Annotated in this window: 9 protein-coding genes and 1 riboswitch; of the genes, 2 read left to right on the top strand and 7 right to left on the bottom strand. The window is 29.9% G+C overall.

The genetic code is table 11. The annotated features are described in order from the left end of the window. Positions 1 to 17: 17 nt before the first annotated feature. The 7 genes from NNC19_RS20515 to NNC19_RS20485 form a co-directional block, all read right to left on the bottom strand. Positions 18 to 425, bottom strand: a complete 408-nt coding sequence (locus NNC19_RS20515; protein ID WP_310940565.1) for a DUF2892 domain-containing protein — start codon at positions 423 to 425, stop codon at positions 18 to 20. 133 nt (positions 426 to 558) lie between these two features. Then, positions 559 to 1617, bottom strand: a complete 1059-nt coding sequence (locus NNC19_RS20510; protein WP_310940564.1) for a GDSL-type esterase/lipase family protein — start codon at positions 1615 to 1617, stop codon at positions 559 to 561. A 135-nt stretch (positions 1618 to 1752) separates the two neighbouring features. Next, positions 1753 to 3483, bottom strand: coding sequence for a pectate lyase (locus tag NNC19_RS20505; protein ID WP_310940563.1), 1731 nt, complete (start codon positions 3481 to 3483; stop codon positions 1753 to 1755). Between the two features lie 266 nt (positions 3484 to 3749). Continuing rightward, a complete protein-coding gene (locus NNC19_RS20500; protein ID WP_310940562.1) occupies positions 3750 to 5192 on the bottom strand; it encodes a 6-phospho-beta-glucosidase in 1443 nt (480 codons plus the stop codon). Positions 5193 to 5264: 72 nt separating this feature from the next. Further along, a complete protein-coding gene (locus tag NNC19_RS20495; RefSeq protein ID WP_310940561.1) occupies positions 5265 to 7148 on the bottom strand; it encodes a beta-glucoside-specific PTS transporter subunit IIABC in 1884 nt (627 codons plus the stop codon). Between the two features lie 378 nt (positions 7149 to 7526). Next, the gene (locus NNC19_RS20490) at positions 7527 to 8720 is read right to left on the bottom strand and encodes a YibE/F family protein (RefSeq protein WP_310940560.1); all 1194 of its coding nucleotides are present in this window, start codon (positions 8718 to 8720) and stop codon (positions 7527 to 7529) included. 69 nt (positions 8721 to 8789) lie between these two features. Further along, the gene (locus NNC19_RS20485; protein ID WP_310940559.1) at positions 8790 to 10925 is read right to left on the bottom strand and encodes a metallophosphoesterase family protein; all 2136 of its coding nucleotides are present in this window, start codon (positions 10923 to 10925) and stop codon (positions 8790 to 8792) included. Positions 10926 to 11235: 310 nt separating this feature from the next. On the opposite strand from NNC19_RS20485, the gene NNC19_RS20480 reads away from it, so the two are divergent. Then, complete coding sequence (locus NNC19_RS20480) at positions 11236 to 12186, top strand: L-lactate dehydrogenase (protein WP_310940558.1); 951 nt, start codon at positions 11236 to 11238, stop codon at positions 12184 to 12186. A gap of 308 nt (positions 12187 to 12494) precedes the next feature. Beyond that, positions 12495 to 12588: riboswitch (cyclic di-GMP riboswitch) on the top strand. 74 nt (positions 12589 to 12662) lie between these two features. Beyond that, entirely contained in the window at positions 12663 to 18071 is a 5409-nt protein-coding gene (locus NNC19_RS20475; protein ID WP_310940557.1) for a fibronectin type III domain-containing protein, read from the top strand. Positions 18072 to 18162: the final 91 nt, after the last annotated feature.

Below are 18162 nucleotides of genomic sequence, written 5' to 3'. Positions count from 1 at the left end.
CCCCCTTTTTATAAATATTACCCTCTATGCACTTTAAGTAAATTATTAAGTACTTCTTTTTCAAAATCAATTTCTGAACAATTTCGTATACCTAATTGTCTAAGCAAGGATGAGGCTGGGCACCACCCTTGAAAAGCATGTTGTAATAAAAAACCTCCTACTATTCCTGTAATAGAAAACCACTTTTTATCTACTTTTGTTCCAAGTATATAACTGAATATCAATATAGCACCTGCATTCGCTTGAAGTAATTTTTCAACATCCCATTCTTTATTTAGTTTTGCTATTCTGCATCTAATTTCATCATCTGGTTCATTTGTGTAGTCTTCAATATTTTCTAACGTTTTTCTTTTAATTTTTGAATTCACACATTTATTAGTATTAATTTTCATTCTTTTTCTAGTATCTGCAAAACAACATTTCATAAAATACCTCCTAAATTTACTTAAATTATTATTGCTTGTCATTATTATGTGCAAAAATAAAATAATAATTATTAAGATATTAAATTTAATTTTTTAATACTAAAAGAATAACATAAAGCTCATTTTTTAACATTTACTTCCATTGAATAATAGATTCTATTTTTCGAATTAATTGTTTAGCTATCTTATTGTGTGTTTTTATACTAGGATGCCAATCTGTTCCTATGCCATCACTTTCTGATTGAACTTCAAACCTCATTGTATGAATCTTTGAATCATTGGTTTGATTTATAAATGTTACAACAGCAGTTTCAATTGCTGGACATAAGTCTTGCCCCATGACCCCTAATGAACAAATTATTTCTGCATTAGGATTACAACTTCTAACTTGCTTTAGTAATTTATAGTAGCCAACTATAAATTGATTTATTCTATCTTTAAAGTTTTTAGTATAACTATTATCATTTGTTCCTAAATTAATAACAATTATTTCAGGCTTAAATAAATTATTATCCCAAAGTTCATATTCTGAATTTCCTAAACTTTGATCTAAACCAGCATCTGTATATTTATAAAGCATTGGCATAAGCCAGTCAGTGTTTGGAGTATCTACTTCTGTCCATGATGATATTATTCCTATACCACTCCATGAAATACAATTAAAATCTGCATTAAAATGTTGTGCTGTTTTAGCTGCATATGCTTTAAAAGGATTTTCTTGAGCTGTATTAAACTCATCAATATTCCAATTGCCTTCATTACCATATCCACATGTTATAGAGTCTCCTATAAATTCAATTAAACGGCATCTATTTTCAGTAGGTTTTATATTTCCATCAAATATTATTTCTTTTATACCTACCTTTGCAAATGCTGCTTCAGACATTTTTACTAATTTTATTTTAACTGTTTGTGGTATACTTGATTCAAAGATTTTATAAATATCTTCATCACTTTCTAAGGGAAATCTCTTGCTAGGTGCACATTCATCATTTATGAAAACAGCTACCCATCCTTTAAATATTTCATCCCACTTAGAATAATCACTACATAGTACAACACTAACTGCTCTTCCAGTAAACATAAATTCTATTCCAGAACAAGAATAATTAATATATCTAATCCCATCTATAATCCTTGTTCTTCCTAAAACTTTAACATTTTCATCGCTTGCTTTTACATTTTTCCCCATAACTCTCCTCCATTTTAAATCAAATCATCATATATACGTTTACATTAATAAAAATAATCCATCCTTAATTGAACAATACTTATTAAGGCTATGTTTTTAACTTTAATTAAAAACATAGCCTTATTTTTTTATCTATTATTTATCTAACAACTTGCCACCAACTGATATTAAATCAGATTTATAGTTTCTAATCTTATTCATCAATTCATTATTTACTGTATCCGATGTATCATCTTCTGGTGTAAAATTCCACGCAAAATCTCCACCATTAACTCTACCAGCATAAGTAGTAACATTATTTTCAACATTCTCTGGTGCATCTGGCGCATAATCATACATAGCTGAACTTACATCAAAGTTATTATAAGTTGTCCCTCCTGCTAATGTCTTATATGAACTTGGAACTACCTCACTTCTTGTTGTAGCTAAATATGCATCAAATTGAGTAGAATCTTCGTTTGCATAGACAAGCCTCTTAGCTCCATCTATCTTATTATTGAAAGCTTTAATCATACCACCATTTTCTCCTGAAAAAGTTCCTTCAGGATCACTATAGATATCAGTTCCTTGTAATGAAGCTAACATTGGATATTTACAATTTCTAAAGTAATTTGCTTCTACAAAAGCTGAAGAACCTTTTGTAACTCCAACTCCATATTTTGAATTTCCATCAAAATAATTATTATAAATGTGAACTGTTCCAACTCTTATACGTGGATGTCTTGAATCTGAATGGTCAAACCAATTATGATGATATGTTACATGGAAATCTTCACTATCCCCCATTCCACAAAGTGAACATTTACCAGAATCATAGTAATGATTATATGAAACTGTAACATAATCTGATTTTTTTACATCACTAGATCCATCACCTTTAACTTGGTCTTTATCGCTTCCTGCTGACCCATAAAATATATCATTATTATGAACCCAAATATTCTCATTGTCTGTATCTAAGGATATTCCATCATCTGGGAATAGCATAACTCCAACATTTCTTAATTCTACATTATGGGCATCTCTAATAAGAAATCCCCATCCATATGCTGTAGCATCTTCTCCTACCCCTTCAAAAGTTACATTATAGCATCCTTTTAATTGCAAGTATCCATTACCATTAAGTCCATTAATATCAGATGATTTGATTTCGCCAACCATACGAATGATAAGTGGATTTTTATCATATCCCTTTTGACGCTTTGCTAAAATATCTACAAGTCCTGTACATGTAGTTTTGGTCCCTTTTTTATTAGTTATAACATCTGCTGTTACTGAATTTATATTTTGAGCTGTAATATATACTATTTGGGCATTATCAGCTACAGTTCCATCGTTATTATATCCCCCTGAACCTGTCCCCATTGGAGATTCTGAAGAAAATGCAAATCCTTCTCTTGTATGTGATTTAACATTAATTGCTTTTGTAACAGCTTCGTCTTCACTAGCTTCTTTATTATTTATTATAGGAACTATTTTTATAACATAACTACCTTCTGAAATACCTACAATATCAGCTCTAAAATAAGATTGATATTGTCTAATTAATTTATCATCTATTTTTTTATATTCAGAGTCAGAATCATTTTCTGATTTATAATAAACATTATATCCAGTAGCACCTTCAACAGGATGCCATTCTACGTTTGCTGATTCTAACCATCCTTTGCTCTCTAATATAGATACACTTTGTGTAAGATTTACAATTTCTTTAGTTTGTAATAATGCAGAACTTGCATTAATGTTTAATGCACTAGCTTTAGTAGCAAACATTGGTGTCATCACTATTGATGATGCTAAAGTAGCTAACATTACATGTTCTGAAATTCTCTTCATTTGACTAGTGTTCTTTGTTCTTTTTCCCATTTTACCATTTCTCCTCTTATTTTCTTCTTCCCTTATGTCGAATTTATAAGCATTATAGTGTTTGTGGGAATAATTCCACAATATTACATGTATACACCAATCTAATTATTACAAATAATATAAATAATGTCAACATAGAATAGCATTTATAAAACCATAGAATATCTGATTAATAATTTCTGAAGAAAATCATTTTCAAAAAAATAAACTCACATAATACATTTCTGTACTATTGTGAGTTTAAAAATTATTATATCTTTATTATTTTACTCTAAATCTTCTCCATTTGTTTCTATAACTTTTTTATACCAATAGAAACTCTTCTTTTTGGATCTATTTAAAGTACCATTTCCTTCATTATCTTTATCAACATAGATAAATCCATATCGTTTCTTCATCTCTCCTGTTGAGGCGCTCACTAAATCTATACATCCCCAAGGTGTATAACCAATAAGTTCTACTCCATCCACATTTACAGCATCCTTCATTGACTTAATATGTGCTCTTAAATATTCTATACGATAATTATCTTCTATAGCACCATTTTCATCTAGATTATCCACAGCTCCCAATCCATTTTCCACAATAAATAATGGTTTTTGATAACGATCATATAATGCATTCATAGTGATTCTAAGTCCAAGGGGATCTATTTGCCATCCCCATTCACTTGCTTTTAAATATGGATTTTTCAATGTTGCAAATACATTTCCTTCTGTTTGTTTATTTACATCTGGATCTGCACTAGTTAACCTAGAAGAATAATAACTAAAAGAAATAAAATCTACTGTATTATTCTTTAAAAGCGCTTCATCCCCATCTTCCATTTCTAAATTAATATTAAGTTTTTCAAGCATTTTCTTTGCATAACTTGGATATTCTCCACGAGATTGTACATCTATAAAGAAATAGTTTTCTCTATCCTTCTCCATTGATCTCCACACATCTTCTGGTGCACAAGTATTTGCATAAGTATTTCCAGCAGCTAACATACATCCTATTTTAAATTCTGGATTAATTTCATGTGCTATTTTTGTTGCCTTTGCACTTGCAATTAATTGATGATGTGCTGCTTGATATTTTACAGTTTCTTCATTTTCATCTTCTTCAAAAATAAGGCCTGCACCAATAAAAGGTAGATGAAGAAGCATATTTATTTCATTAAATGTAAGCCAATACTTTACTTTATTTTTATATCTATTAAATATTACTTCACACAATCTTTCATAGTAATCTACCATTTTACGGCTTCTCCATGAACCAATTGTATTTACTAGATTCATTGGAACATCAAAGTGAGTTATGGTTACTAATGGTTCTATACCATATTTTAAGCATTCATCAAAAACATTATCATAAAACTTTAAACCTTGTTCATTTGGTTTATCATCATTTCCATTTGGAAATATACGAGTCCATGATAAAGATAGACGGAAACATTTAAAACCCATTTCTGCAAATAAAGCTATATCTTCTTTATAAGTATGATAGAAATCTATAGCTTCATGGCTTGGATAATAATGTTCATTATCACATTCTGTCATTTTTAATTTTCCAAGCATAACTGGAAAACGATCCTTTCCTGCTGGAATCACATCAACTGTAGATAATCCTTTGTTTCCTTCTAAGTATCCACCTTCACACTGATTAGCTGCTGTAGCTCCTCCCCACAGAAATCCTTCTGGTAATTTATTTATAATTTTAGCCATTTTCATACCTCCAAAATCCACAAGATTTCATTAACAAAAATCTTGTGGATATTATTAAATTTACTTAACTCTCTAGATCATAACAGTTAATAAATCTTCTTTACATTCAATAGATTTTTTATCTGTTTCAATTATATCTAAGTAGTTATCTGAATTAGTTACTACTATAGGTGTTATTGTTGAATATCCTTCATTTTCTATTGATTTAATATCAAATTCTAATATAACTTGCCCCGCCTTTACTCTATCTCCTTGTTGTGCTCTTGGAGTAAAATATTTACCTTCTAGTTGAACTGTATCCATTCCAATATGAATTAATATTTCTGCCCCCTTATCACTTGTAATTCCTAATGCATGATATGTTGGGAACAATGTTGTTAACACTCCATCTACTGGTGCAACTACCTTACCTTGCGATGGTTTAATAGCTATTCCTTTTCCTAATGCTCCTTTTGAAAAAGCTTCATCTTTAACTTCTGATAATGGTGTAATATCTCCTTTTAATGGACTAACTAATACTTCTTGTTTTACTAAAGTATTCACTTTAGTTGTCTCACTTTTATCTGCATCATCTTCAAATTTAGTAAATAACATTAATAAAAATCCTACAACTAACCCAACTACCATAGCTATAGCCATTCCATAAAATCCTTTATCCATTCCATTTGGCCCAATATAACTTGGAAGAGCAAATATTCCCATTCCTCCTATCATATATCCTTTTGACCCAAAGAATCCTATTATACCACCACCTATTGCTGCACCTATACAACTTAATACAAATGGTTTCTTTCTTGGTAATGTAATACCATAGATAGCTGGCTCTGTAACTCCAAATAATCCTGAAACAACTGCTGGTATTGCTATTGATCTTAACTTACTATTTTTAGTTTTTAATAATATTGCAGCAACTACACCTGTTTGAGCAAATGAAGCAGCTATTGAAAGTGCTAAAACTGGATCATACCCTAATGTCGATAAATTATTCATAGCAATAGGTACTAATCCCCAGTGTAAACCAAACATAACAAACACTTGCCAAAATGCACCGATAAACAAACCTGCAATAATTGGGCTGAAATTATAAATAGATAATGTAATAGCTCCAAGTAATTTACCTGCCCATGTTGCAATTGGCCCAATTGCTAAAAATGTTAATGGTACTACTACTAACAATGTACAAAATGGAACTAAAAATGTTTTAACTACATCTGGTATAATCTTCTTAAAGAATTTTTCAACTTTTGAAGCAACATATACTGCTAAAATTATTGGAATAACAGTTGAAGAATAATCCATTAATATAACTGGAATATTTAAAAAAGTTGTACTTACTGATGATTCAAACATTGTACCTGTAAATACTTTATATAAAGCTTCCCCAGTAGTTAATGCTAAAATTTTAGGATAAACCAATGATGCTCCTATTGCCATTCCAGTAAATTGATTCAAATTGAACTTTTTAGATGCTGTAAATCCTAAAAAGATTGGGAAGAAATAAAATAAACTATCTCCAATACCATTTAAAATTATATATGTTCCATCCTTATCTGAAAGCAGCCCTAATGCCAAAAATAGAGCATTAAATCCTTTTATCATACCAGTTGCACATAACACTCCAAGTGTTGGTGCAAATACTCCTGATATCATATCTATAAATTTATTAAATAAACTCATTTTTTCATTGGATTCCCCTTCTGATGATGTGGCAAATCCACCAATTGCAACAACGTTGTCAAAAACATCTGGAACATGATTTCCAATAACTACTTGATATTGTCCTCCACTTTTTATTACAGTTACTATTCCATCCATATTTTTAAGCACTTCAGTATTTGCCTTATCTTCATCTTTTAATTTAAAACGTAGACGTGTAACACAATGAGTTAAGCTGTTAACGTTTTCTTTACCGCCAATATTTTTTATAATTTCTCTTGCTAAACTTTCATATTTCATAATTTTGCTCTCCTTTATATAAATTTAAAAAATAATATGTAATAAGTACTAAGTAATAATAAAAATAAAAAAGCGACACCGTAAATAGATAGTATATATTTAAGCTCTATCTATTATGGTCTCGCCTGCTTTACCAGTAACAATCCAAAATTTATTCAGTTATTATAGACCCCTCACATAATGTACAAATTTTGAGTATAAAAAAAACCTTAACTAATAAAAAGGAGCATATAACATCACTTTCTATTAATAAAGGTATCGCCTGATCGAATCAGTAACAATCCAAAACTCTTATGTACGCTTCATGTAAGCGTTATCCATATTTTTATTATATACTCCATTTTATTAATCGTCAATATCTTTTTATAAAAATTTTTTTTATGATACTTTACTTTCTTTACCCACTTCATTTAGTGCACTATTGCCTATTAATCTTGATAATTTACCTGTTAGTAACTTTACTGTTATAAATGAAACTAATGGTACTGTTAAAACAACTCCAATACTGCCTGATATCCCCTGCATTATCTCTATTCCAATAGAGTACATATTAATAATTTGATTATATTTCATACTATAAGCATAAATAAGGATTAATGTGTTAATAGCACCTCCTGTAAATGCTAAGATAAGAGTGTTCGCCATTGTACCCATCATATCTCGTCCAACATTTATGCCTGAAATAAAAAGTTCTTTACTACTTAATTTATCATTTTTTTCATAAATTTCATTTATTGTAGATGCTATAGATATACTAACATCCATTACAGCACCTAATGAAGCTATAAGTATTCCAGCAAACAATATTCCACCAACACTTAAATTAGTTTTAGTTGATAAAAATACTAATTCTTCAACCTCTGCTACATTATAACCTGATATCTTAGCAAAATATCCAAATAATGTGGCAGCCCCTCCTGCTAAAATTACTCCTAAAATAGTTCCTAAAATTGATGATATAGTCTTCACACTAAAGCCTGCAATCAAATACATTGTAACTATTGTAATTAAAATTCCTACAATGACAGCTGATAAAAATGGTGAATACCCCTTATATAGCATAGGTATAAATAGAAATACTATACAAATAAAATTAAAGATAAGTCCTATTGCAGATTTAAATCCTCTTTTACCTCCTATTGCCCAAAGAATTAACATAAATAATCCTACAAAAATATATATAATCGGTCCCCTATTATAACTATAAACTGAAGCTACGTAATTATCTCCCTCAATACTCAATGAAACAATAACCTTCATATTTTCTTTACATCCAGCTCCATAAAGATAGCCTGAAGTACTAGTTGCATCTATTATTTCACCCTTTTTACTTCCACTTAACATTCTAACTTTAACTTCTTGATTTCCAACACGTGACCCATCAGCTTCTATATTATCTTTTATAACTTCTTCAACAACAGCTTTTTCATACTCTGTTCCATTTTGATTTACTAATTCAACCCTATCTACTTTATTAAAAAAATATAAAAATATAAAAAAGCTAAATGCTAGAGCGATTATTATAAATCTTCTAATATTACTACTTTTATCATTTAATAGTTTTAAAAACATATTTCCCATCCTTCATTCCTATATTGAAATTATAAGGAGTATCCAAATACCCCTTATAATAAAACTTATCTAATTTGCCTCTTGATGTTTTTTCTTTTTAATTCCATATATCAATCCAACAAGAGCTACACAGCCTGCTGCAATGAAAGGAATTACATTAACCTCATCGCTTGTTTTAACCCTACCTGTGGTTTCTACTACACTATCTGATACTGATGTATTTTCTGCTTTTGGATTTTCTTCCTTTGGATTATCCTTAACAACTTGTGAACCAAAATCATCTAATGCTTTATTTAATTTAGCTATGGCATTATCTACTACTAATTGATTAGATTCAGGCGAATTTAAAACTTCTTTAATCTGTTCAATTACTGCATTTAAAGCATCTTTTGCTTCAGCTGGATATTGTCCTTTCTCTGTTCCTACTACTGCACTATTTAATAGAACTTGTGCCTTTTCTATTAAATCTTTAAGCCCTGTTTTCTCCCCCTTTGCTTCAATATTATCCATACTGTTTTTCAAATTAGTATACGCATCGGCTATTTCTTGTGAAGTAGCAGAAACTTTACTTGTTATTATTTTTGCAGAAGCTAAAGCCTCTTCCAACTTTCCAAAACTTGAAGGTGTATATACGTCTTTCTCTCCTATCTTCTTTTCTCCACTAGAAATTAACTCATTTAATTTTGTTTTATCAACAGATTTTATAATTGAAAAAGTATTATCAATCTTCTCCCCAGTATCTGTTCTATAAGTGTTAATTGTGAAACTTACTTCATCAACATTAATAGTAGAATAGGTTGGTATATCTTGTTGCCACCTTTTTGCTATATAAGATTGTTGATGTTGAACTAAATCATAATATTTACTACCTGATGCTGAATTTGCAGTCATATAAAGTATTCCGCTTGGATCTACTACATTTCCGTTTTTATAAGTTACATCTTCTTTAACATTTTGAACTGCATTTGGATCTTCAATGCTCTTTAAATACTCTTTATATTCATTAGGTGTATCTTTTCCAGCTAACTCATCACTAAACTCTTTTGAGAAATCAGAAGAGTTTATAATTTTAGAGCTATCTGCTTTTCCACCCTTTAATATTAATGATCTTGAATAAGTATGGTCATGTCCTGTTAAAACTACATCTACTTTATTTTCTTCTAATATAGGAATTAGGCTATATCTTAAATTCACTATATCTGGTTCATTTGAATGTTCTCCAGATCCATAAATATCATGATGTATTGTTACTATACGCCATTTTGCATCCTTATTTTCACTGATTGCCTTTTCTATAACCTGTTTATGTTCTGCCATATTTTTATTATTAGTATTTAAAGTAATAAATAATGTATTACCATAAGAATAGTAATAATCTCCTCCAGCTTTAGTTAATCCTAAATCAGATGTATTTGGATTATTAAAATGATATGAATAATTAGGACTATTTGAATCATGGTTACCAATAGTTGTGGCTACAGGCAACGACCTCAATGCATCTGGCCTTAAAAATCCAGCATATTCTATATCTTGTTCATTGCTCTTTGGTGAAGCTGTTTGAATTTGATCCCCAGCTGATACCATAAAGCTTATATTTGGATGTACTTTTAAAGCTGTATTTAAAGTATTATTCCAGTTAAAGCTATCATTAATTACAGCTGCATATTGACCTTGTTCTGAACTCTTACCAGTTGCAACATTAGAAGATGAAGAACCTATTTGAGGGTCTCCTACATATAAGAAACTAAAACTTTTTGTATCTTTGGTTTTAAAAGAAATAGCTGAACTCCAAACACCATTTACTTGATAGCTATAATAATATATAGAATTTTGTTCTAATCCAGTTACAGTTACTTTATTGGACTTATATCCAGTTACAGCATCTTCAGTGTTTACTGTAATTTCTTTTGCATCACTTAGTTCCTGATTCTTACCAAATTTAAATTTAGGATTTGTCTCTGAAGTTTTTGAATACCAACCAAAATTTAATTCACTTGCATTTTTGCCTGGAGTTAAAGATACCTCTGTAGGGTCTTTTGTATTATCGAAGTTTTTCACCCATTTATCCCAGGCTCTATCATCTTTACCTGCAGCTGTTTGGCTCGCCTCTGTCCATCCATCAGTAGCTGATGCAAATGCATTAGTACCTGTAGTAAACACCATAGTTGTACATAACAAAAATACTGCTATTTTCTTTTTTAACATTCTTACTCCCCCTAATTTTTATGAATTCATTTGTATTAACTAAACTTTTACTTATTTTAAATAATACCCCACTAATGTTATAGATACATAAACTTTGTGTTAAATTATGTAAATTACTTTTATAATAAATGATAAACTCCACAACAATTGTTGTGAAATATTATTTTAATTTATTAAATTACAAGATTTACTTTTATTTATTAGTATCTATAAATAAATGATATACAGATTATTTCAAAGATATTATAATATATAAAGCCATTAACAAACATTAATGTTTATTTTTAGATAAGGAAAGGATGTAGTATATATGCCAATAAAAAGAAGAAAAGTTGCTATTGTAGGTGCAGGCGCTGTTGGCTCTACTGTAGCACTTAATCTAGTAATTCAAGATATTTGTGAAGATGTAACAATCATAGATATTAACAAAGATAAAGCTTGGGCTGAAGCTATGGATTTAAACCATAGTATTGCATATTTGAATAGAAATACAAATATTATTAGTGGTGAGTATGAAGATTGTAAAGATGCAGATATTGTTGTTATTACAGCAGCCCCTCCTTATATAATGGGACAAAAAAGAACAGATATGTTAGAAAAAGCAGCATCTATAGTAAAATCTATTGTAGATCCTATAATGAAAAGTGGATTTAATGGAATTTTTATTGTTGTTACTAATCCAGTAGATGTTATTAGTTATTATGTATATAAATTATCTGGATTGCCTGCAAATCAAATAATCGGAACTGGAACCTCATTAGACTCTGCTCGTTTACAAAATGCTATAGCTGATGTTATGAAGGTAGACCCTCAAAGTGTTGTTGCATATTGTTTAGGAGAACATGGAGATTCTCAAATGGTGCCTTGGAGTATGGTTACTGTAGGTGCAAAGAATTTTCTTGAAATTTTAAAAGATAATAAAGAGCGTTTAAATCATATTATATTGGATAAAATTTCATCAAATACAAGTGAAGTTGCATATAAGATCATGCAAGGAAAAGGTGCAACTAACTATGCAATAGCTGCAACAACAGCTGAAATTATAAGGTGTATTTTTAAAGATTTAAATAAGGTTATTCCAGTTTCAGCCATGTTAAACGGTGAATATGGAATTAATGATGTTTATGCTGGTGTTCCTGCTGTAATTAATGGGAATGGAATAAAAGAATTAGTTGAATTAAAACTTACTAATGAAGAAAATAAAAAGTTCCAAGAATCTGTAGAACTTATAAAAAAATATAATTCTATGCTTCCTTTATAAAACAAAAGCCACGTGATTGCACGTGGTTTTGTTTTATATATTCCTAGTAATTCCAATTGCTTATTTGATATTGTTATTTGTCCAAAAACTAGATAATTAACATCATTTTTACTCACATGCAATCCCTTAATTTGTATTGTTTATTTTTTCAATGCATAGTACAATTAAATCAATATATATAATGTTATATTTTATCGACAAAATCCAAGAAGTATTTAGCTTTTTTTGTCTTTACACAATAAATATTGTGTAATTTTACTAATATCTAAGCATTATATATTTAAAAACTGCAAACAAAAAAATATTACAAACGAAAAGGGCAAATCATGGAAAACTGTGAGACGCAAAGCCAAGGGCCTGTACCATGAGTATTTTATTCATGGATGGTAGCCGGTTACCGTAAAGAATATAATTATCTATTCTATAGAGCTATTCATTTCCATATTTCCCTTATCGTAAAGAAAGGTAGGGATATCATGAAAAAAAAATTTCTAGGCAGTTTTCTATTTTTAGTATCACTGCTACTGGCATTTCAATTAGCATTTCTGCCGATGAATGCCTTCGCATCAACCACCAATGATGTATTACCACCCAGCAACTTATCCTATCAACTAACTACACCTAGTGATATAAAACTTACTTGGAGCTCTGTTTATGAAGCTACAAGTTATAATGTGTATGGGATAATAGATGGTAAACTTACATTGCTTGGTAACACAACCACACCATACTATAATTTTAGTAACCTTAAGGAAGGTACTTATGCTTATGTTGTGTCCAGCATTAGTTCATATGGTGAATCTGCACCTAATGCCCCTGTTAACGTTAATATCGTTTATCCAAATATGAATGCACCAACTGGTTTAACTAGTAAGGTACAAAATGGTAACGATTTATCTTTAAGCTGGACGGCTTCCTCATATGCTAAATCTTATAATGTTTATAAGACAAGCTCTGGTGGAGAAAAAACATTGGTTACTTCAGTAAACACAACAACCTACTCTTTAACTAATGCACCTGCTGGAAGTTATACATATGAAATTTCTGCAGTTAATCCACTCTATGGAGAATCACCACTATCTAATCCTTCACAGGTTGATGTGGTTTGGCCTACAATGACAGCTCCTGGTGGTTTTGCTTACTCATTATTAAATATTAACGATATATCGCTAAAATGGAATTCAGTTCCTTATGCTACTGGATATAAAGTTTATCAAATTATTGATGGTAAAAAGATTTTGAAAAGCACAGTTACTAATACAAGCGTTACATATACTAATATGCCAACAAATAACTATGTTTATGAAATTCATTCATATAGTGATAGATTTGGTGAATCAACAGATGGAACTCAAACATCATTTAATTTGACCCTTCCAACAATGGAAGCACCAACTAACTTAACTTATAGTATTGTTAATGGCAATGATATAACTTTAAAATGGAATACTTCCCCATATGCTACTGGATATAAAATTTATCAAATTGTTAATGGACAAAAAACTTTAAAAAGTACTGTGACATCAACATCTATAACATATACTAATATGCCTGGCGGTAATTATTCTTATGAAGTTCATTCATACAACACTCGATTTGGTGAGTCAACAGATGGAAGTGAATTGTCATTTAATTTAATTTTACCAACAATGCAATCACCAGATAACTCAACTTATAGCATTACAAATGGTAATGACATAACATTGAAATGGGTTGCTTCTCCATTTGCAACAGGATATAAAATCTATCAAATTGTTAATGGACAAAAAGTTTTAAAAAATACAGTTACAACAACATCCATAACATATACTAATATGCCTGGTGGTAATTATTCTTATGAAATCTACTCATATAGTGACAAATTTGGTGAATCAATTGATGGAAGTAATGTTCTATTTAGTCTAATTACTCCAACTATGGATGCACCAGCAAATATAATGCAAACAGTTACAAGTATCAGTAGCTTTTCATTAAATTGGGATCCATCTTTATATGCTACAAGTTATAAAATATATCAGATTGTTAATGGACAAAAAGTTTTAAAAAATACAGTTACAGGAACAACCATTTCCTTTACTAATATGACACCTGCTGATTATAACTTTGAAATCCACTCATATAGCAATCGTTTTGGTGAATCTCAAAATGGAATTAATATAACTGTTACCTTAAACGGTGAAATAATGCAACCTCCTACAAACTTAACATACAACATAACTAGTGGAAACGACATAAACTTAAAATGGTCAGGAGTACAGTATGCTACAGGATATAAAATATATCAGATAATAGACGGACAAGCTATTCTAAAAGCAACTGTAACTTCAAACTCTTTTACTTTTTCAAATATGGTTGCTGGTGATTATAAATTTATTGTTAATTCAGTTTCAAAACTTTTAGGTGAATCTCCAGTAGGGGCAGAGACTAACGTTTCTTTAACTCTTCCAGAAATGTTAAGTCCAAACAACTTAAAATATAATATAACGAACATAAATGATGTAACATTAACATGGACAGCATCAACATATGCAAGTTCTTATAAAGTTTATGAATTAATTAATGGTCAATTAATTTTAAAAACTACAGTTACATCAACAACAACATCTATAACTGGACTATCAGAAGGTGATCATACTTTTGTTGTAAACTCTGTAAGTACAAGATTTGGTGAATCTCAAAATGGAAGTCAAATACAAATTCCAATTGTATTTCCTAATATGGCATCTCCAAATAACTTGACATATAGTATTACAAATGGAAGTGATATCATATTAAATTGGGCAACAGCGCCATATGCAACAAACTATAAAATTTATCAAATTATTGATGGTCAAAAAATACTTATTCAAACAACTACTGGGACTAGTTTTACCCTTTTAAAAGCTCCTGAAGGTGATTATAACTATGAAGTTCATTCTTATAGTAGCCGTTTTGGTGAGTCTCAAGATGGAAGTTCAATATCTTTTTCACTTATATACCCTACAATGATTGCACCAAGTACTACAAATTACACTGTTGCTAATGGAAATGACATAACTTTAAAATGGACAAGTTCTCCATTTGCAACTAGTTATAAAATTTATCAAATTATTGATGGTAATAAAATATTAAAACAAACTGTTAGTGCAACTACAGCTACATTTTCAGATATGTTAGAAGGAAATTATAATTTTGAAATCCACTCTTATAGCAGTCGTTTTGGTGAATCTCAAGATGGCATTAATGAATCTTTTTCACTGGTATACCCTACAATGCTTGCACCTACTAATTTTACTTATAGTATTGCTAATGGAAATGATATAACTTTAAGTTGGGGAATTTCTCAATATGCAACAGGTTATAAAATATATCAGATTATTAATGGTCAAAAAGTATTAAAACAAACTGTTACTGGAACTACTACTAAATTCACAAACATGCCTGAAGGCAATTACATTTTTGAAATTGAATCTTATAATAGTATTTTTGGTGAATCTCAAGATGGAACTAAAGTTTCTTTCTCTCTTGTATTTCCTACAATGGTTTCACCTAATACATTTGCATATAAAATTACAAATGGAAATGATCTTACTTTAAATTGGGGTAGTTCTCCTTATGCAAACAGTTATAAGATTTATCAAATTATTAATGGAGAAAAGATATTAAAATATACAACTGCTTCAAATTCGCTTACAACTATTAACTTACCAGAAGGTAATTACATATATGAAGTTCATTCTTATAGTGATCGTTTTGGTGAGTCTACAAATGGAACTCAATTATCTTTTCCACTTGTATATCCAACAATGCTTGCACCTACTAATTTCACTTATAGCATTGCTAATGGAAATGATATAACTTTAAAATGGGCGACTACTCAATATACTACAAACTATAGAATATATCAAATTATTAATGGCGAAAGAGTTCTAAAACAAACAGTTACAGGCTCTACATATACATTCACAAATATGCCAGCTGGAGATTATATATATGAAGTTTACTCATTTAGCAGTCGCTTCGGAGAGTCTCCTGTAGGCAGTAATGTAAATTTCCAACTTGTTTGGCCTACAATTCAACCTCCAACTTTAAGTGGAACTATTTCAAATGTTAATAATATAGCTTTTTCCTGGAAATCAGTTCCTTGGGCAAGTGAATATCGTTTATATGAGTTAATCAATGGTGCTTATAAATTATTATATAAAGGTACAGCACTAAGTTTTAACATATATAATTTATCAGAAGGTACTCACACTTACGAAATTAGCACATATAATTCTAGATTTGGTGAATCACAATTATCAGATAAACTAGATAAAGTTATCATTTACCCTGATATGCAATCACCAACAGTTAGTTTAAAACTTTTAAGTGACACAAGTGCTCAGCTTTCATGGAATTTTACTGCATATACTAATGGTTACAATGTATATGAACTTATAAATGGAATTCCAGTTTTAATTGCATCAAACTTAAATAGCTTATATTATAACATTACTAATTTATCATACGCAAATCATGAGTATTATGTTACTGCAGCTAGTAATTCATTTGGTCAATCTGATCCTTCAAATATTGTTATGGCAAAACTTATAGTTGATGTGGATCCACCAATTACAAGTATTAATGCCCCAACTAATTGGACAGCACAAAATCCAGTTCTTATAACTTTATCTCCATTTGATAAAGAATCAGGAGTTGCTGCTACTTACTATTCAATAGATGGTGGTGTTTTTATTCAAGGAACTTCATTCACAATTAGTGAAGAAGGTATTCATAAAGTATCATTCTATTCTGTTGATAAAATAGGAAATGTAGAATCAGTTAAAACCATATATGTAAAGATGGATAAAATAGCTCCAGTTACTACTTCTGATGCAACTACTTCTTGGTCTAAAGATGATGTGACTATTAATTTAACAGCTATAGATTCGTTAAGTGGTATATTCAGAACTTTCTATTCAATTGATGGTTCAAACTTTACAGAAGGAACTTCTTTCACTATTCAATCTGAAGGAATTCATAAAGTTTCTTTCTACTCAGTTGATATTGCTGGAAATATAGAATCTGTTAATACTATTTATGTGAAAATGGATAGAACTGCTCCAATTACTATTTCTAATGCACCTATTACTTGGTCTAGAGATAATGTGACTGTTAACTTAACTGGCATTGACCAATTAAGTGGTATATTTAAAACTTTTTATTCAATTGATGGTTCAAACTTTGTAGAAGGAACTTCTTTCACTATTCAATCTGAAGGAATTCATAAAGTTTCTTTCTATTCAGTTGATATTGCTGGAAATATAGAATCTGTTAATACTATTTATGTGAAAGTGGATAGAACTGCTCCAACAATAACAATGAATCTAGGTGATGAATACAAACTTGGTACCATACTTCAACTAAATTATTTTGGAACAGATTCACTATCTGGGATTATTAATGAAAAAATGGTTGTTTTCAAACCAAATGATACCATAGGAACAATTTTAAGTAATGGTTCAAATATTGAACTTGATAAACCTGGTGTTTACACAGTTATGATAACTGTAACTGATGCAGCTGGTAACAGCTATACAATCAAAAAACAATTTACTGTTTATATCCCAGGAAATATTCAAGTAACAGCTAATGTTATCAATGATAACAATGGAGTAATAACTGTCCGACTTGATCTTCCAACTGGATATAACACTCAAGGTGTAGATCTTAGTACTGCAACTCTTAATGGTGTAAATGCTCTTACTAATAACAATGGTTATTACAATCAAGCAAAGAATGGTCAATTTAAATTCAGACGTTCTGATTTTACTTGGACAGGTTCACAGATGCTTGTTGAATTCCGTTGCTATATTAATGGTTATTTAGTTGTAGGACAAGCTACTGTTAAAGTTCAAAAATAAAATATTTTTTAAATGGGGATGTATCAGATTGGAGTGAAAAAACTTCAATATGATATATCCTTTTTTACTAAATATAAATTTTATTCATGAA

The sequence above is a fragment of the Clostridium sp. SHJSY1 genome (genome assembly GCF_031626875.1).
Taxonomy (GTDB): Bacteria; Bacillota; Clostridia; order Clostridiales; family Clostridiaceae; genus Clostridium.
Note: the sequence above shows the minus strand (reverse complement) of the source record. Positions and strands in the feature narration are given on the sequence as shown.